Annotated in this window: 16 protein-coding genes and 1 pseudogene; 8 read left to right on the forward strand and 9 right to left on the reverse strand. The window is 74.6% G+C overall.

What is annotated here, in order from left to right:
* Positions 1-2538 carry a glycoside hydrolase family 3 protein gene (locus ACFYE3_RS17925; protein ID WP_387611479.1) on the forward strand — a complete coding sequence of 846 codons (2538 nt, stop codon included), beginning with the start codon at positions 1-3 and terminating at the stop codon, positions 2536-2538.
* 66 nt (positions 2539-2604) lie between these two features.
* A complete protein-coding gene (locus ACFYE3_RS17930; RefSeq protein ID WP_387611482.1) occupies positions 2605-3246 on the forward strand; it encodes a TetR/AcrR family transcriptional regulator in 642 nt (213 codons plus the stop codon).
* Positions 3247-3273: 27 nt separating this feature from the next.
* On the opposite strand, the gene ACFYE3_RS17935 is transcribed toward ACFYE3_RS17930, so the two are convergent.
* The 4 genes from ACFYE3_RS17935 to ACFYE3_RS17950 all read right to left on the reverse strand — a co-directional run bounded on the left by ACFYE3_RS17935 (position 3274) and on the right by ACFYE3_RS17950 (position 8836).
* Positions 3274-5067: an ABC transporter ATP-binding protein gene (locus tag ACFYE3_RS17935; RefSeq protein WP_387611484.1), complete on the reverse strand. Its 1794-nt coding sequence runs from the start codon at positions 5065-5067 to the stop codon at positions 3274-3276.
* Positions 5068-5080: 13 nt separating this feature from the next.
* Complete coding sequence (locus tag ACFYE3_RS17940) at positions 5081-6043, reverse strand: ABC transporter permease (RefSeq protein ID WP_387611487.1); 963 nt, start codon at positions 6041-6043, stop codon at positions 5081-5083.
* Positions 6040-7044: an ABC transporter permease gene (locus ACFYE3_RS17945; protein ID WP_368823077.1), complete on the reverse strand. Its 1005-nt coding sequence runs from the start codon at positions 7042-7044 to the stop codon at positions 6040-6042. The genes ACFYE3_RS17940 and ACFYE3_RS17945 overlap by 4 nt, the downstream gene beginning before the upstream one ends.
* A gap of 97 nt (positions 7045-7141) precedes the next feature.
* Positions 7142-8836, reverse strand: coding sequence for an ABC transporter substrate-binding protein (locus ACFYE3_RS17950; protein WP_387611490.1), 1695 nt, complete (start codon positions 8834-8836; stop codon positions 7142-7144).
* Positions 8837-9108: 272 nt separating this feature from the next.
* Between ACFYE3_RS17950 and ACFYE3_RS17955 the strand changes: the two genes are divergently transcribed.
* Complete coding sequence (locus ACFYE3_RS17955) at positions 9109-9366, forward strand: DUF6480 family protein (RefSeq protein WP_368823079.1); 258 nt, start codon at positions 9109-9111, stop codon at positions 9364-9366.
* Positions 9367-9446: 80 nt separating this feature from the next.
* Here ACFYE3_RS17955 and ACFYE3_RS17960 read toward each other — a convergent pair whose 3' ends face one another.
* Positions 9447-10289, reverse strand: a complete 843-nt coding sequence (locus tag ACFYE3_RS17960; RefSeq protein ID WP_387611492.1) for a VOC family protein — start codon at positions 10287-10289, stop codon at positions 9447-9449.
* A gap of 332 nt (positions 10290-10621) precedes the next feature.
* On the opposite strand from ACFYE3_RS17960, the pseudogene ACFYE3_RS17965 reads away from it, so the two are divergent.
* The 3 genes and pseudogenes from ACFYE3_RS17965 to ACFYE3_RS17975 form a co-directional block, all read left to right on the forward strand.
* Positions 10622-10906 (forward strand): annotated as a pseudogene (locus ACFYE3_RS17965) (alcohol dehydrogenase catalytic domain-containing protein); the annotation flags it as partial.
* 14 nt (positions 10907-10920) lie between these two features.
* A complete protein-coding gene (locus ACFYE3_RS17970; RefSeq protein WP_387611522.1) occupies positions 10921-11226 on the forward strand; it encodes a hypothetical protein in 306 nt (101 codons plus the stop codon).
* Between the two features lie 533 nt (positions 11227-11759).
* Positions 11760-13349, forward strand: a complete 1590-nt coding sequence (locus tag ACFYE3_RS17975; protein ID WP_387611495.1) for a DUF4389 domain-containing protein — start codon at positions 11760-11762, stop codon at positions 13347-13349.
* 58 nt (positions 13350-13407) lie between these two features.
* Here ACFYE3_RS17975 and ACFYE3_RS17980 read toward each other — a convergent pair whose 3' ends face one another.
* Positions 13408-14169: a DUF6544 family protein gene (locus tag ACFYE3_RS17980; protein ID WP_387611497.1), complete on the reverse strand. Its 762-nt coding sequence runs from the start codon at positions 14167-14169 to the stop codon at positions 13408-13410.
* Between the two features lie 214 nt (positions 14170-14383).
* Between ACFYE3_RS17980 and ACFYE3_RS17985 the strand changes: the two genes are divergently transcribed.
* Together ACFYE3_RS17985 and ACFYE3_RS17990 are read left to right on the forward strand one after the other, a co-directional pair.
* On the forward strand, positions 14384-16378 hold the full coding sequence (locus ACFYE3_RS17985; protein WP_387611500.1) for a serine hydrolase domain-containing protein: 1995 nt from the start codon (positions 14384-14386) through the stop codon (positions 16376-16378).
* 128 nt (positions 16379-16506) lie between these two features.
* A complete protein-coding gene (locus tag ACFYE3_RS17990; protein ID WP_387611502.1) occupies positions 16507-16707 on the forward strand; it encodes a hypothetical protein in 201 nt (66 codons plus the stop codon).
* A 43-nt stretch (positions 16708-16750) separates the two neighbouring features.
* Here ACFYE3_RS17990 and ACFYE3_RS17995 read toward each other — a convergent pair whose 3' ends face one another.
* The 3 genes from ACFYE3_RS17995 to ACFYE3_RS18005 form a co-directional block, all read right to left on the reverse strand.
* Complete coding sequence (locus ACFYE3_RS17995; RefSeq protein ID WP_387611505.1) at positions 16751-17758, reverse strand: DNA topoisomerase IB; 1008 nt, start codon at positions 17756-17758, stop codon at positions 16751-16753.
* Between the two features lie 90 nt (positions 17759-17848).
* Positions 17849-18976, reverse strand: coding sequence for a hypothetical protein (locus ACFYE3_RS18000; protein WP_387611508.1), 1128 nt, complete (start codon positions 18974-18976; stop codon positions 17849-17851).
* Positions 18977-19034: 58 nt separating this feature from the next.
* Complete coding sequence (locus ACFYE3_RS18005) at positions 19035-19385, reverse strand: hypothetical protein (protein ID WP_387611510.1); 351 nt, start codon at positions 19383-19385, stop codon at positions 19035-19037.
* Between the last annotated feature and the right edge of the window lie 218 nt (positions 19386-19603).

The raw sequence follows: 19603 nt of genomic DNA on the forward strand, positions 1-19603 counted from the left end.
ATGCCCGACACGACCCAGACCCTCGACCGCACCACCCGCCTCGCCGAGCTCGTCGGCCGGCTCTCCCTGGCGGAGAAGGTCCACCTGCTCACGGGTGAGACCGCGTTCACCCTCCCCGGCAACGACCGGATCGGACTGGCACCGCTGGCGTTCTCGGACGGGCCCACCGGGGTGCGCGGGCTGAAGTTCATCGGCGGGGACGCCGTGGCCCTGTTCCCCAGCGCCACCCTGATCGCCGGGGCCTGGGACGACGGGATCGCCGAGGAGGTGGGGCGGATGCTGGCGGAGGAGGCCCAGCGCCAGCACATCCACGTGGTCCTCGGCCCCACCGTCAACCTGCACCGGTCCCCGCTGGGCGGGCGGCTCTTCGAGGCCTGCTCCGAGGACCCGTACCTCACCGGGCGCACCGCCGCCGCCTACGTGCGGGGGATGCAGCAGCGCGGGACCGCCGCGTGCCTGAAGCACCTGGTGGCCAACGAGTCCGAGACGCTGCGCAACTTCATGGACTCCCGCGTCTCCGAGACCGCGCTGCGCGAGCTGTACCTCCTCCCGTTCGAGATGGCCGTGCAGGACGCGGGCGCCTGGTCGATGATGGCCGCCTACAACGACGTCAACGGGGTGCCGGCCACGGAGCAGGACCACGTGCAGAACGGGATCGTCAAGGGCGAGTGGGGCTGGGACGGGCTGATCATGAGCGACTGGTTCGCCACCAAGCGCACCGCGGCCTCGGCCAACGGCGGGCTGGACCTCGTCATGCCCGGCCCCGACGGCCCGTGGGGCGATCGGCTCGTCGCCGCCGTCCGCGCCGGGGAGGTCGCCGAGGAGGCCGTGGACGACCACGTGGTGCGGCTGCTGCGCCTGGCCGACCGGGTCGGCGGGCTCACCCCCGAGGGGCAGGAGCCCCGGCGGTGGGCACAGGACCTGCCCGCGGTGGACTCGCCGGTCCGCCAGGAGCAGCTGCGCCGGATCGCCGCCCGCGGCATGACGGTCGTCGCGAACAGCGGCGTCCTGCCGCTGGCCGCGGACGGGCGAGCCGACGGCGCCGTGGCGCTGATCGGCCGGCACGCGGTCGACACCGTGGACATGGGCGGGGGCTCGGCGACGGTCAACCCGCCGTACCAGTCCACCGTGGCCGACGGGCTGACCGCCCTGCTCGGGGACCGCGTGCGCGTGACCGACGGCGTGGCCGTGCGGAGCCGGCCCGTCGCCGCGGACCCGACCTTCCTCACGGACCCGGCCACCGGCACCCCCGGGATGCAGGTGGTGCTGCTCGCCGCCGACGGCACCGAGCTCTCCCGGTACCACTCGGACTCCTCCGCGATCTCGATCGGCTGGGACGACGACCTCGATCAGGACCCGGCCACCGCGGTGCTCACCACGACCCTGGCCAACGACGCCGGGCCGGTGCTGCTGGGCGCGATCGGCGCCGGCGCCTGGACCGTGGCCGGCGGCGATGGGGAGATCTCGGCGCGGCTGCGCTTCGCCGGGAAGGACCCCGGCGAGACGATGCTGCGCCCGCCGGCGTTCGCCGAGACCGTGGAGCTGCCGGCCGCGGCGACCGTCACGGCCACCGTGGCCCTCGACCCGGTCGACTGGCGTGAGCTGCTCCTGGGCGACCCCGCCCTGGGCCTGGCCGAGGAGAGCCACCTGCTGGACATGACCGCCCTGGGCCTCACGGCCCTGGTGGCCGCCCCGGCCCCGCGCCCCGACGACGAGCTGATCGCCGCCGCCGAGGCCGCGGCAGCCGCCGCCGGAACCGCCGTGGTCGTCGTCGGGCTCACCGAGGAGGACGAGACCGAGGCCGCCGACAAGCAGACCCTCGCCCTGCCCGGCCGCCAGGACGAGCTGGTGGCCCGCGTGGCGGCCGCCGCCGGGCGGACCGTCGTGGTCGTCAACGCGGCCACCCCCGTGCTGATGCCGTGGCTGGCGGAGGTGGACGCGGTGCTGGTCGCCGGGCTGCCCGGCCAGGAGGGCGGGCACGCCGTGGCCGCCGCCCTGACCGGTGCGCTGGAGCCCACCGGGCGCCTGGTCACCAGCTGGCCCGCCGCGGACGGGGCGGCCCCGGCCTGGGACTTGGTTCCGGGCGAGGACCTGGTCCTGTCCTACGACGACGGCACGTTCATCGGCCACCGCGGCTACCACGCCGGGCACGCCCCCGCCCCGCTGTTCTGGTTCGGGCACGGCCTGGGCTACGGCACCTGGGAGTACGGGACCGTGCAGGCCCACGCGGGCGAGGCCGGGCTCGAGGTCACCGTCGAGGTCACCGTCGAGGTCACCAACACGTCCGCCCGGGACTCGCGGGAGACCGTCCAGGTCTACCTGGATCCCGCCGAGGAGGACCAGCCGATCCGCCTGGTCGGCTACCGGGGCGCGGACGTCGCCGCCGGGGCCACGGCCGTCGTTCCGGTGACCTGCGACGACCGGCTGCTCCGCCGCTGGGACGAGGCCGCCGGCACCTGGGCGCCCCTGGCCGGGGGCGGGGAGCTCGTGGTCGCCCGCGGGCTGGGCGACGTCCGGGCCCGGGTATCGTTGGCCTGAGCACCGGCACGGGGGCGGTCGGCCCGCCGGGCCGGCCGCCCCCTCCCCGTCCGTCAGGAGATCCCCATGGCCCCCGAGACCACGTCCCCGCGGCCCCGCCGCGGCCCGGGACGCCCCCGGGGCGCCGACAGCACCGCGCGGCGGGAGGACATCCTGGCGACGGCCGCGGAGGTCTTCTCGGCGGAGGGCTACCGGGCCACCTCGATGAGCGAGGTGGCCCGGGCGTGCGGGATGAGTCAGACGGGTCTCACCCACTACTTCCCCACCAAGGACGTCTTGCTGCAGGCCGTGCTGGACCGGCGCGACGAGATCGACCTCGCCCAGGTCCAGCCCCCGGGCGCCGGGCGGCCGCGCGGCTGGGCGTTCCTCGACAGCCTCGTGGACCTCGTCCGGCACAACCAGACCCAGCCCGGCATCGTGCGCCTGTTCACCACCGTGGCCGCCGAGGCCGTGGACCCCGGGCACCCCGCCAACGCCTGGTTGCGCCAGCACCACCGCACCACCGCGGAGCAGCTGCGCGCGGCACTGGCGGAGGCCGCCGACGACGGCCGGCTGGCCGGGGACGCGCCGGTCGAGTCGATCGTGCGCGGCGTCATCGCCGCGATGGACGGCCTGCAGATCCAGTGGCTCGCCGATCCCGGCCACCCGGACATGGCCGAGGACTTCGCGGTGCTGGTGGCGGCCCTGCGCCGCAGCTGGGGCCGCTGAGCCGCCGCGCCGGCCCCGCGCCCGGTCTCAGGCGCCGACGCGCAGCTCGTTGCCGGGGATCGAGGCCAGCAGCTGCCGGGTGTACGGGTGCTGGGGATCGGTGAAGATCTCCTCGCTCGCGGCGGCCTCCACCAGCCGGCCGTCCTTCATCACGCACACCTCGTCCGAGATCAGCCGGACCACCGCGAGGTCGTGGGAGATGAACAGGTAGGACAGCCCGAACTCGTCCTGCAGCCGCCCCAGCAGGTCCAGGATCTGCTTCTGCACGAGCACGTCCAGCGCGGACACCGGCTCGTCGCACACGATGAGCTCCGGCTGCAGCGCGAGCGCCCGGGCGATCGCCACGCGCTGGCGCTGGCCGCCGGAGAGCTCGTTGGGGTAGCGGCTGATCGTCGAGGGCGGCAGGGCGACCTCCTCGAGCAGCCACTTCACCCGGTCCTGGCGCTCCGCGCGGGTGCCGCGGCCGTAGGTGGACAGCGGCTCCTCGACGATCCGGCCGATGGTGAACATCGGGTTGAGGGACGAGTACGGGTCCTGGAAGATCGGCTGGACGCGCTGCCGGAACGCGGCCAGCTGCCTGCCCCGGAGTCCCGTCACGTCCTGGCCGTCGAAGCGGATCGACCCGGAGGTGGGCTCGTAGAGCTTCAGCAGCATCCGCGCCGTCGTCGTCTTCCCCGACCCGGACTCGCCCACGATCGCCACGGTCCTCCCCCGCGGCACCGTGAGGGAGACGTCCTGGACCGCGGTGAAGTCCGCCTGGCCCAGCCGGCCCTTGAAGACCTTGGTGAGGTCCTCGATCACCACGAGCGGCTCCCGGACGGGAGCGTCGTCCGTCTCCGGGCGGACGGGGGCCGCGGCGCCTCCCGCCGTCGGGGACGCTCCCGCCGGGCCGGCCGCCGTCGAGCCTGCTCCCGCGACGCCCGCTCCCGTCGAGCCCGCTCCCGCCGGGCCCGTTCCCGTCGAGCCCGGCGAGGGGGTGGCCTGCCGCCCCACGCGGGCAGCGGCCACCGAGGGCGCCGCCTGCACGAGGCGGCGGGTGTACTCGTCCTGCGGGTCCTCGAGCACCTGCGCGGACGGGCCGGCCTCGACGATCCGCCCGCGGTGCATCACCACGATGTCCTGGGCGCGCTCGGCGGCCAGGCCCAGGTCGTGGGTGATGAGCAGCACGGACGTGCCGATCTCCTCGGTCATCCGCTCGATCTGGTCCAGGATGGTGCGCTGCACGGTGACGTCGAGGGCGGACGTCGGCTCGTCGGCGATGAGCAGCCGCGGCCGGCAGGAGAGCCCGATCGCGATGAGCGCGCGCTGGCGCATGCCCCCGGAGAACTCGTGCGGGTACTGCCGGGCGCGCCGCTCGGGCTCGGGCAGCCCCGCAGCCGCGAGCGCCGCCACCACCTTCTCGTCGACGTCCTGGCGGGTGGCCAGACCGTGCACGAGCAGGGTCTCGGCCACCTGGCGGCCGACCGTGGTCACGGGGTTGAGGTTGGACATGGGGTCCTGCGGGACGAGGCCGATCTGCCGGCCGCGGATCCGCCGCATCCGGGGCTCGTCCAGGCCCACGAGCTCCTGGCCCGCGAAGCGGACGGAGCCGCGGGTGACCCGGCCGTTGCCGGGCAGCAGCCCGATCACGGACATGGCGGTGGTGGACTTGCCCGAGCCGGACTCCCCCACGATGGCGAGGGTCCGGCCCTCGCGCAGGGTCAGGGACGCCTCGTGTACGGCCTGGACCGGGCCGGTCATCGTGGTGAAGGCCACGGCGAGGTCCTCGACCTCGAGCAGCGGGGCGGCGTCGGCCCCCGGGGCGGTGTTCTCCGGTCTCATCGGTCGGTGCACCTCACGCGGTTCGTGACTTGGGGTCGAGGGACTCGCGCAGGGACTCCCCCAGCAGGGTGAAGCCCAGGGCGGTGACGGCGATGCACAGGCCGGGCAGGAACGCCAGCTGCGGCGCGATCGACAGTTCGGCCTGGGCGTAGGTGAGCATGCGACCCCACTCGGCGGTCTGGGGCACGCCGCCGCCCAGGCCCAGGAAGGACAGGGCAGCCGCGTCGATCACCGCGGTGGCCAGGGTCAGGGTGCCCTGGACGATGACCGGCCCGGTGCTGTTGGGCAGGAGGTGGCTCATGGTGATGGTGCGGCGGGACAGGCCCAGGGTCTGCGCGGCGAGGATGTAGTCCGCGCCCTTCTGGGACAGCATCGAGGAGCGCAGCAGGCGGGCGAAGATGGGCACCTGGGAGGCGCCGATCGCGATCATCACCGCCCACTGGCTCTGCCCCATGATCGCGGCGATGGACACCGCCAGCAGCAGGTTGGGCACGGAGAGCAGGATGTCCACGAAGCGCATGATGACGCTGTCCACCCAGCCGCCGAGGCCGCCGGCCAGCAGGCCGAGGACCATTCCGCCCACCAGGCCCAGGGCGGTGGAGACCACGCCGATGACCAGGGAGGCGCGGGCCCCCCAGATCAGCTTGGACAGCAGGTCCCCGCCGAAGCGGTCCAGGCCCAGCGGGTGGCCCGCGACGTCGCCGGGGCCGGGGATGGTGGTGGGGGTGATGTCGGTGCGCCCGGGCAGCTCCTCGCCGCCGAACGGGGCGAGCCACGGGGCCAGGAGGGCCACGAGCAGGAAGACGCCGACGATCACGGCCCCGGTGATGGCCGCGGGGTTGCGGCGCAGCCGGCGGAAGGCGTCCTGCCACAGGCTCGTGCCGACCGCCGCGGTGGTGCCCGGCGTGGTCGTGACGGCCTCGGGGCCCTCGGTGTGCGAGGGGCCGGAGGGGGCGGGAGGAAGTGTGGCGCTCATTGGACACGCACCCGGGGGTCGATGAGGCTGTAGGAGATGTCCACCAGCAGGTTGATCAGGGAGTAGGCCAGGGCGATGAAGATGATGAAGCCCTGCAGCACGGGGTAGTCGAGGGTGAAGATCGCGTCCCGCAGGAACCGGCCGATGCCGTTGAAGGCGAAGACGGTCTCGGTGAGCACGGCCCCGGAGATCAGCAGGCCGGTCTGCAGGCCGATGGTGGTGACCACGGGGAGCATGGCGTTGCGCAGGATGTAGCGGCCGCGGATCAGGCCGCGCGTCAGGCCCTTGGCGCGGGCGGTGCGCACGTAGTCCGCGCTCTGCACCTCCAGCACCGAGGCGCGCGTGATGCGCACGATGATCGCCAGCGGGATAGTGCCCAGGGCCACGCCCGGCAGGATCAGGTGCAGGAACGCGTCCCACGCCGCGTCCCACTCGCCCGTGAGGACGCCGTCGAGGACGAAGAAGTTGGTGTGGTGGGTCGCGTCGATGCGCGGGTCCTGCCGTCCGTCCGCCGGGAAGAGCGGGACCTGGATCGCGAGCAGCCACTTGAGGATGAACGCCAGGAAGAACACGGGGACGGTGACGCCCAGCAGGGACAGCACCACCGAGGAGTGGTCGAGGAGCCTGCCGCGGTGGCGGGCGGCGACGTAGCCGAGCGGGACCCCGATGCCCACGGCGAAGACCAGCGCCACGAGGCCGAGCTCGAGGGTCGCGGGGAAGCGGGTGAGGAACTCCTCGACGACGGGCCGGCCGGTCACGATGGACGCGCCGAAGTCCCCCCGGAGGAGCTGGCTCATGTAGACGACGTACTGCTCGAGCAGGGGGCGGTCGAAGCCGTAGACCTCGTTGATGCGGGCCACGGCCTCGGGGGTGGCCTTGTCACCCAGCAGCGCAGTGGCCGGGCCGCCGGGCAGGGCGCGGACCCACGCGAACAGCAGGACCGACAGGCCGAAGAGGGTGGGGACGAGCAGGGCGAGCCGCTTGCCGATGACGCGGAGCATTCCGGTCCTTCCGGACGGAGAGGGGCTGGGGAGGACCGCCGGGAGGACGGCGGGGGCGGCCCGGGGCGGCGCGCGGTGCGCCGCCCCGGGCCCGGGCTCACTCGCTGAGCTGGATCTTGTTGAAGACCTCGTCGTTGACCGGGCTCACCGGGTAGGACTCCACCCGGGAGTCGAAGGCCAGCGACGGCGCCGGGTTGGCCAGGGGCACCGCCGGCAGCTGCTGCATGATCTGCTCGTTGATGTCCTCGTAGACCGGCGTCTGCTCCTCGACGCTGGTCAGCTCGCGGGCCTCGGCCAGCGCCCGGAACAGCTCGGGGTCCTCGAAGCCGAACTCGGGCTTCTCCCGCCCGAAGAACACGCCCACGAAGTTGTCGGTGTCGTTGTAGTCACCGGTCCAGCCGAGCAGGTGCAGGTCGTGGTCCGGGGTGCCGTTGATGCGGTCCAGGTAGTCCGGGGACCACTTGTCCGGCTGCGGGTTCACGGTGATGCCCACCTCCTCCAGCTGCGCGGTGAGCGTGGTGAAGGTCTGCTCGGGGTTCGGCATGTAGGGACGGGAGACGCCGGTCGGGTAGCTGAAGTCCAGCTCCAGGCCGTCGGCGTAGCCGGCCTCCGCGAGCAGCTCGCGGGCCCGCTCGGGGTCGTACTCGTACTGGGTGACGTCCTGGTTGTAGCCGTTGACGGACTCGGGGATGAACTGGGTGGCCACCGTGGTGCCCTCGGGCAGCGTCTGGGAGACCAGGGCGTCCTTGTCGATGGCGTGTGCGATGGCGCGGCGGACGTCGACGTCCGCGAGCTCCTCCTGCGCCTGGTTGAAGCCGAGGTACAGGATGGTGAACGGGTCGCGGGTGACCACGTTGTAGCCCGCGTCCGTCAGGGCCTGGGTGTCGGCCGGGGCCACGAGGTCGTAGCCGTCCACGCTGCCGGACTCGAGGGCCTGGCGGCGGGCCTGGGGGTCGTCGATGATCCGGAAGATCACGTCGGTGACCTGGCCCTGCTCGCCCCAGTAGTCGTCGTGGGCGGACAGGACCACCTGGTTGCCCACGTCCCAGGAGTCGAACCGGAACGGCCCGGTGCCCACCGGGTGGCCCTGGGCGTACTCGGAGAGCTCCGGGGACTCCTCCGTGCCGCCGGCGGTGTCCGCGCCGTACTCCTCGAGGGCCGTGGGGGACTGCATGGCGAACGCCGGCAGGGACAGGGCGGCGATGAACCCGGCGAACGGCTTGTTCAGGGTGACCTCGGCCTCCCGGTCGCCCGTGGCCTCGCAGCCGGAGTAGATGGCCTCCTCGGGGGCGTCCGCGAAGCCCTTGAACAGCGAGCCGTAGTAGTAGGCCATGTTCTCGGACTGCAGGAGGCCCTCGAAGTTGTACCAGCGCTCGAAGTTCGCGCAGACGGCCTCGGCGTCGAACGCCGTGCCGTCATGGAAGGTGACGCCGTCCTTGAGCTGGAACGTGTAGGTCCGGCCGTCCTCGGACTGCTCCCACGACTCGGCCAGCAGGGGCTCGGGGTCCGCCGAGCCCTCCTGCACGCCCACGAGACCCTCGAAGATCTGGCGGGAGACGCGGAAGGACTCGCCGTCCTGCGCGAACGCGGGGTCGAGGGTCTTCGGGTCGGACGACGCCGCGAAGACGAACGTGCCGTCGACGTCGCCGCCCCCGGCGGCCTGGGTGGCGTCGGAGCCGCCCTCCTCGCGGTCCGAGGAGAGGCAGCCGGTGAGGACGAGGGCGGCCACGGCGGCCAGGGAGGTGACGGAGAGAGGGCGGCGGGCGCGCCCCGGACGGAATGGCGTGGGCATGAACGGACTCCTGGAGGGGCGAGCGGCAGGACCGGCTCCGGGTGACGGAGCAGGGGCGCGGGTCCCCGGCGTGCCGACAGGCGTGTGACGGGTACCACACGGTACAAGTGATACCACGAGTTGCACTCAAGTCTTCTCACGTCCGCGTGACGGGCATGTTTCCGTTCGCGCACAGCCGGGCGGAACCACCGGCCCGCCCATTTCACCAGCAAGCTTGCTATTCTGATGGGAGCACCCGTCCCAGCACGTCCGACCGGAGAAAGCAGGACCCCGTGGCCGAGATCGATCCCGAGCAGGCACGCAACGACCCGAAGAAGGCCGGCGACGCCTTGAACGAGGAGTCCGGCCTGAGCTACGAGGGGGATACCCCGCCCGACGCCGGCTCGGGCGTGGGCCCCACCAACCACGAGCTCGACGTCGACCGGCCCGGCGACTCGGCGAAGGGGAAGATCGCACTCGCCGTCATCATCGGCCTCGTGGCGCTGTTCGTGGTGCTGTGGTTCGTCGGCGCCGTCGTGGGCATGTTCTGAGCCTCCTGTCCTGAGCCACCCGCACTGAGGCCGGACCGCCCGCCCCGGACTCCCCGCGCCGCACCGGCCGGGGCCCGCGCTCACGACCGGCCGTCGTCCTCGTCGACGTCCTCGTCGTCCTCCTCCGTCCAGTCCTCCGAGGAGGGGCCCATCATGGCGAAGCGCTCGCCGTCCGGGCCGGCGGCGAACACCAGTTCCCCGTAGCCGAACTCCTCCGGCTCCTGGATCAGCGCGCCCCCTGCGGCGACGACCCGTTCGGCGGCGGTGTCGGCGTCGTCGACCTCGAAGCAGACCCACCACAGCGGCGGCGCCTCCTGCAGATGGTCGATGTCCTCGGCGGGCACGCCGATCCCGCCGGCCGAACGGTCCAGGCCCGGGACCGTGAACACGGCGTACGCCTCGTGCCGTGTGCCGATGTCCTGGTAGGTGTAGCCGAAGACCTCGGCGTAGAACCGCTCGGCGGCCGCCTGGTCGGTGGTCAGGAGATCGCACCAGGCCACGGCCCCGTGCTTGCCGACGATGCTGAACCCGGTGTGCTCCTGCGGCTGCCACACCCCGAAGGCCGCTCCGGTGGGGTCGATCCACACGCCCATGGTGCCGAAGCTGCCCACGGCCATCGGCTCGAACAGCTGCCGGGCGCCGGCCGCCACGGCGGCCCTGCCCGTGGCGACGATGTCGTCGGACGCGAGGTACACCGCCCACGCGTGCGGGTCGTCCTCCATCTCGGGCAGCGCCGGCGACATCCCCGCCACCGGCTCGCCGTCCACCAGGGCGTTGCAGTAGCCGCCGTAGGCCGGGTCCGAGGGCGTGAACCGCCACCCGAGCACGGTGGCGTAGAAGTCCATGGAACGGTCCAGGTCCGAGACCATGATGTCCGCCCAGCACGGGGCTCCCGCGGGCCATCGGTCGATGCGCTCGGTCATGCCTGAGTCCTCTCGTCGCGCGCCGGGACGGCTTCCGCCCGGGTGCCTGCGACGCTGGCCGCACCCGCGCGGTCCTTCGTCCCCCCATGGTCGTCCCCCGCGTCCCGATTGGGAACACCTCCCGCCGAGATCCGGGGCCGGGGCCCGCACGGCTCCCGGGGAGCGGGACGAGCGTTAACATTCCTCGTTTCCCGACGGGGGCCGCGATCCGTTCCTAGACTCGGAGCGAGGACAGGGGTCACGGCCGCGGCCGGAGCCCTCCCCGGGGGATCGACGAGGACAGCATGCGTGCATGGTGGATCGATGAGCCCGGTCCCGCAGCCGGCGGACCGATGCGGTTCGGGCAGTGCCCCGACCCCGTGCCGGGGGCCGGGGAGCTGCTCCTCCGGGTGCGGGGCTGCGGAGTGTGCCGCACCGACCTGCACCTCGTGGAGGGCGATCTGCCCCTGCACCGGGCGGGCGTGATCCCGGACCACGAGATCGTCGGCGAGGTGGTGCGCCGGGGCCCCGGCTGCGCCCGGTTCCGGACGGGCGATCGCGTGGGCGTCGCGTGGCTGCGGCACACCTGCGGCCGTTGCCGGTTCTGCCGCCGCGGCCGGGAGAACCTCTGCACGGCCCCGCGCTTCACCGGGTGGGACCAGGACGGCGGCTACGCGGAGCTCACCCTGGCCCCGAGGCCTTCGCCTACCGCCTGCCCGAGGAGTTCGACGACGAGCACGCGGCCCCGCTGCTGTGCGCCGGGATCATCGGCTACCGGGCGCTGCGGCGGGCCCGGCTGCCGCCCGGGGGTCGGCTGGGCATCTACGGCTTCGGCGCGTCCGCCCACCTCGCCGCCCAGGTGGCCCTGCACCAGGGCGCGGAGGTGCACGTCATGACCCGCTCGGAGGCGGTGCGCGAACTGGCCCGCGAACTGGGCGCCGCCGTCCTGCGCGTGTGAGCCGTGGACCCGGGCACGGTCCGGCCGGGACCGCGCAGAAGGGACCGCGCGACCGAGGCCCCGGGGACGAGCCCTCGGGGAGGGAACCGCGGGACCGGACCCGGGCAAGCGCACCGCGGGGACCACCCGCAGAAGACCGCAGAGAGGAGACCCGCCGTGACCTTCCTGGTGGTCCACGAGTCCGTGTACGGCAACACCCACCGGATCGCCGAGGCGATCGGACGCGGTCTCACGGAGGCCGGGGTCCCCGCGGAGGTGCGCTCGACCGCCGAGGCGCAGCAGCAGCAACCGGGGGTCGGCGACGTGCTGGTGGTCGGCGCCCCCCACCCACGGCCACCGACTGAGCCGGGAGGACTCCCACGAGCAGGCCGTGCGGGACGCCTCCCGCCACCACCTGGACGTGGACGGCTCCGCGACCGGCCCCGGCGAGGAGGAGCGTGCCCGCCGGAGGGGCCGCGATCTCGCCGCCGTCCTCTGATCCCCGGACGCCCCGCACCGGGCGCCGGCCACCGTCCGACCCCTCAGGAGCTCCCGTGAACGAGCACCCCGCCTCCCACCCGCCCCGCCCGGCCGACCGGCAGGACGCCCCGCGCCGCACCAGACCCGGGCAGTGGGTGCTGCTGGTCCTGGGCACCCTGCTGACCGCCCTGGGCCTGGCGGCGCTCGTCAGCGGTCTCGTCCTCGCCGGCGCCGCCGCGGCCCAGCAGGACGGGCGCTTCCTCACCGCGTCCCCGGACCGGCACCAGACCATCACCTACGCCCTGGTCGGCCCGCCCGCCGTGCTCGACGTCGGCGACGCCCAGCTCTCCCCCGTGCCCTTCCTCGACCAGCTCGGCCGGGTGCAGGTGCGCGTGACGGCGGCCGACCCGCAGCAGGACATCTTCGTGGGCGTGGCCGAGACCGCCGACGTCGACCGGTACCTCGACGGCGTCGCCCACGCCGAGCTCGGCCGCGCCACGGAGTCCGGGGACGACACCCGGGCCCGCGTGCCCGGCGAGCGGGTGCCCGACCGGCCCGGGAACCAGACCTTCTGGGCCGACTCGGACCAGGGCCCCGGCACCCGGGAGCTGACCCTGGACCTGCGCTCGGGCAGCTGGACGCTCGTGGTGATGAACGCCGACGCCACCCGGCCGGTCTGGGCGGACCTGCAGCTCGGAGCGCGCTCCGACCTCCTGGGCCCCCTGGCCGGCGGGCAGCTGGTCGGCGGGCTGGCCGGCCTGGTCGTGGGCGTCCCGCTGCTGCTGCTCGGCGCCGCCGGACTCGGCCGGGACATCGACCCGCGCACCCCGCCGCGCGGCACGGGCCCGGGAGCGGCGCTCGCCGAGAACCCGGGGCGGGACCGGGCCCCGCAGCCGGTGTCCCCCGTGCGCCTGGTCGGCTTCCTCGACACCGGGCTGTCCCGGTGGCTGTGGCTGATCAAGTGGCTGCTGGTGATCCCCCACCTGATCGTGCTGGCCGTGCTGTGGTTCGCCCTGGTGGTCACCACGGTCGCCGCCGGGTTCGCCATCCTGTTCACGGGCCGGTACCCGCCCTCGTGGTTCTCCTTCAGCGTGGGGGTCCTGCGGTGGAGCTGGCGGGTGGCGTTCTACTCCTACTCGGCCCTGGGCACCGACCGGTACCCGCCCTTCACTCTGGCCCGTGCGGACCATCCGGCGCAGCTGGAGGTCGCCTACCCGGAGCGGCTCTCCCGCGGCCTCGTGCTCGTGAAGTGGTGGCTCCTGGCGATCCCGCACCTGCTGATCCTCGGGGTGCTCACGGGCGGCGGCGGCACGTGGAGCACCTCCCGCAGCGGCGACGACGGAACGACGACCACCAGCTGGGGACCGTCCCTGCTCGGGCTGCTCGTGCTGGTGGCCGCCGTGGTCCTGCTCTTCACGGGCCGGTACCGTCCCGAGCTGTTCGCGCTGGTCGTGGGCATCAACCGCTGGATCAACCGGGTCCTCGCCTACGTGCTGCTCCTGCGAGACGAGTACCCGCCGTTCCGGCTCGACCAGGGGCCGGTCGAGCCCCCGTCCTCCGCGGCGGCGCCGGTGCCCTGGTCCTCCCCGGCGCACGACCGGCCGTACGAGCGACGGCAGGACCGGCCCGGGGACGGGCCGGTCGACCAGGGCCCGGACCGCTGACCGGACGGCCTCCCGGGCCGGTCATGCCGTTCGGGGAGCCCCGTGCCGGGAAAGGCCCTCAACGGAACCGGACGTCCTCGATCCGCGCCCGGAAGAACTCGCCCTCGGCCTGCCGGTCGGTCCCCCACGCCCAGCCGGCGCGCAGGACGGTGGCCACGCGCACGCCGGCGAAATCGGCCTCCTCGGACAGCGCGACCCCGAAGGGGTGGCGGCCGTACCCGGTGCCGTCGGGATCGCCCCACCGCAGCATGCTCAGCTCCCGGAGCCGGCCCTCCGGGTCGACCCGGATCAGGGCGTCCTCGCGCTCCCCGTCGAGGACCCAGGACATGACGGCGGTGTCCGGGGAGGATCCCTCGGACCACGTGGCGTCCAGGCAGGCCGGCGGCACGGTGATCCCCTCGCCGGCGAGCCGCCCGGCGGCGCTGCGGGTGATGTCCGGGCCCGCGGCGGACAGCACGGGCACGAGGCCCAGCAGGCGCCACCGCAGCTCGCCCCCGCCGGGGCCGTACCGGTCGTAGCCCGTGACCGGCAGGCCGAGGACCCGGGTGCGGGCGGCCCACACGAAGCCGATCCCGGGGGCGATGATCTGCCGGGCGGAGAAGGCGCGCCACGAGCCGCCGAGCCGGATCTCGCCGCGCATCGACAGCTCCGCCACGGCCCACGCGGGGGTGCCGGACGGCACGGCGCGCTCCAGCCAGCGGCGCGCGGGCTCGGGCAGGCCGGCGATCGCCGCGGTGTCCACCGGGGGCGGCACCAGGTGGCCCGGGCGCTCCAGCTCCGCCCAGTGCCGGCGGGCACCGCGCGGCAGCCGCCGGGTCACGACCGGCTCCTGGGCACCACGACGGCGGCCGCCCCGGCGACCGGCCACAGGGCGGGGACGGGAGCGGTCTGCGACAGGGTCCGGGACCGGGTCATGCCCCCAGGCTAGACCGGCGGACCGGCACCGGTCCCGCTCCGGGCGCCGGACCTCGCGGACGCCGGGGATCCTCGGTCACACTCGGACACGGGAGCCGGTGGAGGGGCAGGATGGCCCCATGCGCGTGCACCGGCTCCCGGCACCGTCGTCGTTCCCCGTGGCCGCCCCGAGGAGCCCCGGGGCGGTGCTCGTGCTGGTCCTCGCGGCGCTGCTGCTGCTCGCGCACCTGGTGGCGCCGCCTCCGGCCGCCGCGCAGGAGCGCGGCGGGCGGGACGGGCAGGGCGTGCGGGAGCTGACCACCGAGGACGTCGACACGTGGCTCGACGGCCTGGTCCCGGCCCTCCTGGACGCCGAACGGCTCCCGGGGGCGACGGTGGCCGCCGTCTCCGGCGGCGAGATCGTCACGCTGCGCGGCTTCGGCGCGGCGGACCGCCCCCGGTCCGTGCCGGGGGCCACCCCCGTGGACCCCGAGGAGCACCTGTTCCGGCTCGGCTCGGTGTCCAAGCTCTTCACCGCCACCGCCGTGCTGCAGCAGGTGGAGCGCGGGACGCTGGACCTGGACGCCGACGTCCGCGAGCACCTCGACTTCCCGCTCGAGCTCCCCCTCGGGACGGTGACGCTGCGGCACCTGCTGAGCCACACCGCCGGCTTCGAGGAGCGCGTGGACCACCTCATCACCCCGGACGCCGAGAAGGTCCGCGACCTGCGCACCGAGCTGGCCGAGGACCCGCCGCAGCAGCTCTTCGCACCGGGCACCACCCCGGCGTACTCCAACTACGGCCTGGCGCTGGCCGGCTACGTCGTCCAGCAGGTCACCGGTGTCCCGTTCGAGGAGTACGTGCGCAGGGAGGTCCTCGACCCGCTGGGCATGACCTCCAGCACCGCGGAGCAGCCGCTGCCGCCGGCGCTGTCCAACCGGATGGCCGACGGTTTCCCGGCGCCGGGGGCCGAGCCCGCGCCCTTCGAGCACCTCTCCGTCCCGCCCGCCGGGTCCGTGAGCAGCACCGCGCAGGACATGGCCGCGTTCCTGAACCTGCACCTGGGACACGGCCCCGACGGCGTCCTGGGCGCCGAGGCGCTGGCGACGATGCACGCCCCGGCGCTGCCGCCCGCGTCCCTCGACGGGCTCGGCGCCGCGGAGCAGATGACCCTGGGCTTCCGGGGCCACGAGATCCTCGGGGAGCGGGTGCTCTCCCACGGCGGGGACACGAACCTGTTCCACAGCGAGCTGGCCCTGTTCCCCGACGCGGACACGGGCCTGTTCGTCTCCCTCAACGGCAACGGGGTGCGCGCCCCCAGCACCGCGGTGCTGCGGCAGCAGCTGGTCGAGCAGTTCGCCCGCCGCTACGTCGCCCCGCCCGAGCCGGCGGCACCGGCGCTCCCGCCCGGCGCCGCGGAGCGGGCCGCCGCGGTGGCCGGCCACTACCGCGGCGAACGACGGGCGGAGTCGAGCGCCGCGGCGCTGGTGGGGGCGCTCGCGATCACCACGGTGACCGCCGGCCAGGACGGGACGATCCGCGTCGGATCCCTCGGGGCTCCTCCCACCACGATGCGCGAGGTCGAGCCGTGGCTGTGGCGGGAGATCGGGGGCTCGGCCACCCTCGCGGCGCGGGCCGGCGAGGACGGTGTCCGGGACGTCGCGCTGGTCGCCTACCGCACCGAGGGCAGGGTGAGCGCCTGGCACGGATGGTTCGTGCCCCACCTCCTGCTGCTGGCGGCGCTGCTGGTCCTCGTCCTGACGCTGGCCGCCTGGCCGGTGAACCGCCTGCGGCGGCGCCGGCGGTGGGGCCCGCCGGACACCGGCGCCCGTTCCCGGCGGGTGCGGCGGCTGGCCTACGCGGCCCCGGTGGCCGTGCTGGCGGGACTCGTGCTGTTCGCCGCGAGCGTCCAGCCGGACCTGTCCCTGATGCGGCCCCTCACCCGCCTCGGGCAGGGGGTCCTGCTCCTGGGCGTCCTCGGCGTGGTGCCCGCCGCGTGGCACCTGGCCGGCACGGTCAGGCGCCGCGGCGGGGTGGTCGCCGTGGCCGGGGCGGCGCTGCTGGCCCTGTCCCTGGCCTGGGTCGCCGGCTGGGCGGTGGCGTTCCGCGTCCTGTGGCCGGACATCAGCGTCTGACCGGCGCCCGAGCCCGGGTGCCGGGGCAGGTGTTGGCTGCCGGCGGCGCCCGCACCAGCATGAGTGCCACGGGCCGCCCACGGCGCGGCCGCCGGGACCCCCGGTCCCCGAGCACCGGGAGGACGACCATGACGCGCATCGGCACCAGGCAGGCCACCAGATGGAAGGACCTCACGCCGGGCCACGCCGGGTCCGCCCAGGGATTCCTCTCCGACGTCGACGGCTGGCGGGTCGGCCAGCACGTGCGCGAGCTCGCCGACGTCAACGGGGACGGCGGCGACGACGACGTCGGCTTCGGGTACTCGGCCACCTACGTCGGGCTGTCCTGAGCACGGGCCCGGGGCGGCCGCCGGGCCGCCCCGGTTCCGCGGCTCAGGTGAGGAACGCGCGCAGGGACCGCTCCGCGGCCCGGTAGGTGGCGGCGTCGATGGTCTCGCCGGCCAGGAACCGGTCGATCACCCGCGGGTCCGTGTAGGAGCTGCGGGCGATGGCGGGCGTGTTGCCCAGGTGTTCGGCGACCTCCCGCATGGCGGCGGACACGGCCTTCTTCCGGGCGCTCTCGCTGGGGCGGGTGCCGGCGCGGGCGGCGAGCGCCATCGCGGCGGTCACCGTTCCCTGCCAGGTGCGGAAGTCCTTGGCGGTGAAGTCGGAGCCGCACCGGTCCCGCACGAAGTCGTTGAGCCGGGCGCTGGTGATGCCGGTCCACTGCCCGTCCTCGTCGCGGTAGGCGAGGGCGGTCTCGTCCGGGCCGCGCTCCAGCATGGGCGCGAGAGCGGCGGCGAGGTCGGCGTCCCGGACGGTCAGCGTCCAGCGGTGCCCGCTCTTGCCGGGGAAGTCGAGGTGCACGTCCTGCCCGTCCACCCGGACGTGCCGGACCAGCAGGGTGGTCACCCCGTAGGAGCCGTTCGACTGGGCGTACTCCTCGTTGCCGACGCGCAGGGCGGAGTCGTCCATGAGCCGGAAGGCCGCCGCGCAGGCCTTCTCCTCCGTGGTGCCCTCCGACCGCAGCAGCCGGGTGACGGCCGGGCGGGCCTGCGGGAGCGTGTCGCCGAAGTCGAGGACGCGGTCGAACTTCTCCCGGTCCTTCAGCTCCCGCCACCGGGGGTGGTAGATGTACTGGCGCCGCCCGGCGTCGTCGACGCCCGTGGCCTGGATGTGCCCGTTGGGCTGGGGGCTGATCCACACGTCCCTCCAGGCCGGGGGGATCGCCAGCCCGCGGATCCGGCCGAGCTCGTCCCGGTCCTCGACCTTCGTGCCGTCGGCGAGACGGTAGACGAAGCCCTTGCCGTACCCGCGGCGGGTGATCCCGGGACGCTGGCAGTTGCTGCGCCGCAGTCGGGGCGTGCGGGGTTTCGCTGGGCTGTGCTGCGTGGCGGCCATGGTGTCCCTCCGGATCGGCTCCGGGACCACCCCGGGAACACCAAGTCTACTGACTGTCGGCGCCCTCGGGGAGGTGATCGGCGGTCCCGGTCAGGGCTCCGAGCGGGTGTACGCGGCGGCGCGCACGGCGTCGTCGTCCTCGAGCCCGGCCCCGAGGGCCCCTCCCACGGTGGCGAGCGTGGCGGTCAGCCACGCGAGCTTGACGTACTCCACCGCCCCGGCCGGGGCCCCGATCACGTCCGCGAAGACGTCGCCGTCCACGAGCAGCAGCGCCCCCAGCCAGGACAGGGCGAAGACCGCGAGATAGAAGACGGACACACCGATGGCCACGGTGGCGGCGGTGGCGAGGTTGAACAGGGCCACCTGCTCGCGCTCTGCCCGCCGGCGCGGGCGCTCCCACAGCCGGGCGCCGACGACGAGCGCGCCGGTCACCGCGGCGATCGACAGCAGGCCCAGCAGCCCCAGCCGCCAGGGCCCGTAGGCGGCGGCGAGCAGCCACAGGTCCGAGGCGACCAGGGTGAGCACGCCGGTCGCCGCGGCCAGGGCGAGCGTCCGGGACAGCCGCACCACCAGGGTCCACGGCCGGTTGGCGCGGATCATCCCGAGCAGCAGGCGCACGTTGCCGCCCAGGACGCGGGCGGTGAACTGCACGGCGTTGTCCTCGGGCCGGTCCTCGAGGTCCTCCGACCGCTGCCGTGCCCGCCGCACGAGCTCCTCCTGCGCGTCGGCGTCGTCCGCGCCCTCCGCGTCGTGGCCGAGCAGGTGGCCGACCACCCACACGGTCGTCTGCCGGACCTTCTGCCCCACGTGCAGCGCACCGAGGGCGGGGACGGCGACCAGGCCCACGCCGTGCACGGGGCTCAGCTGGGTGAGCACGGGGCTGCGGCCGTCCTTGAGGGGGACGTCCGTGAGGACGACGACGAGGTCCCAGTCCTCGTCGAGCATCCGGTCGCGTGCGGCCTCGAGCAGGTCCAGGCCCTCGGCGGGCGGGACGACCAGCCGGTCGGTCACCGCCGCCACCCGCCAGCGCACCCCGGGACAGCGCTCGTGCAGCAGCCCCGGCAGGGAGGCCGCGAGGTCCTTGGGCAGGGCGCCCGCGATCTGGGGGGAGAGGACGAGGCCGACGAGCAGCTCGGGCACGGGCTCGGGGTGGGCCTCGTGGCCGCGCTCGTGGCGGGGGGCGGGGTCGGCGGTGGTGGCGGAACGGTCGTCGGACACCGCTCAATCCTGGGGCAGGACCCGGGGAAACGCCACTCGGCGACCGCTCGGGCGGGGCTCAGGCGGCCCGGGCGGGGAGGGGCGCGGCGTCCCGGAGCGGTCGGACCGGCAGCTCCCGCACCGGGTGGGCGCGGGGGCCGGTGGGCACCGCGATGCTCACGGACCCGGTCCCGGAGGTGGTCGCTCCGTGGTCGGCGGCCGCGCGCAGCAGGGCCACCGCCGCGGGTTCCAGGTGCTGGACGGCGTCCAGGTCGATCTGGACGTGCACGGCGGCAGTGAGCGCACGGGCGCGGCGGATCAAGGGATGGAGCACGTGCGCGTTGGCCTGCGTGACGCATCCGGTGACGGATATTCGGACGTGGGTGCCGTCGAGGTCCACCTGGACCAGGACGGACATGGTGTGTTTCATGATGGAGCTTTCGAAGAATCGGGGACCGGCCGGGGACGGCGGAGCGGCGCACGCGCCGCGCCGACGGATGCACGGCCGACACACGGAAATCGCCACCCGGCGCACCGGGTGGCGATTCCTGGGGTGACGTCAGGCTGGACAGCCCGGCGCCGGTGATCTCACGAGGAGATCAGAGCGTTCTCACGCAAGCACGGTGATGTTCGCGGCCTGGGGGCCCT

Origin of the sequence: Kocuria arenosa, from assembly GCF_042879215.1 — a bacterium.
Lineage (GTDB): Bacteria > Actinomycetota > Actinomycetes > Actinomycetales > Micrococcaceae > Kocuria > Kocuria arenosa.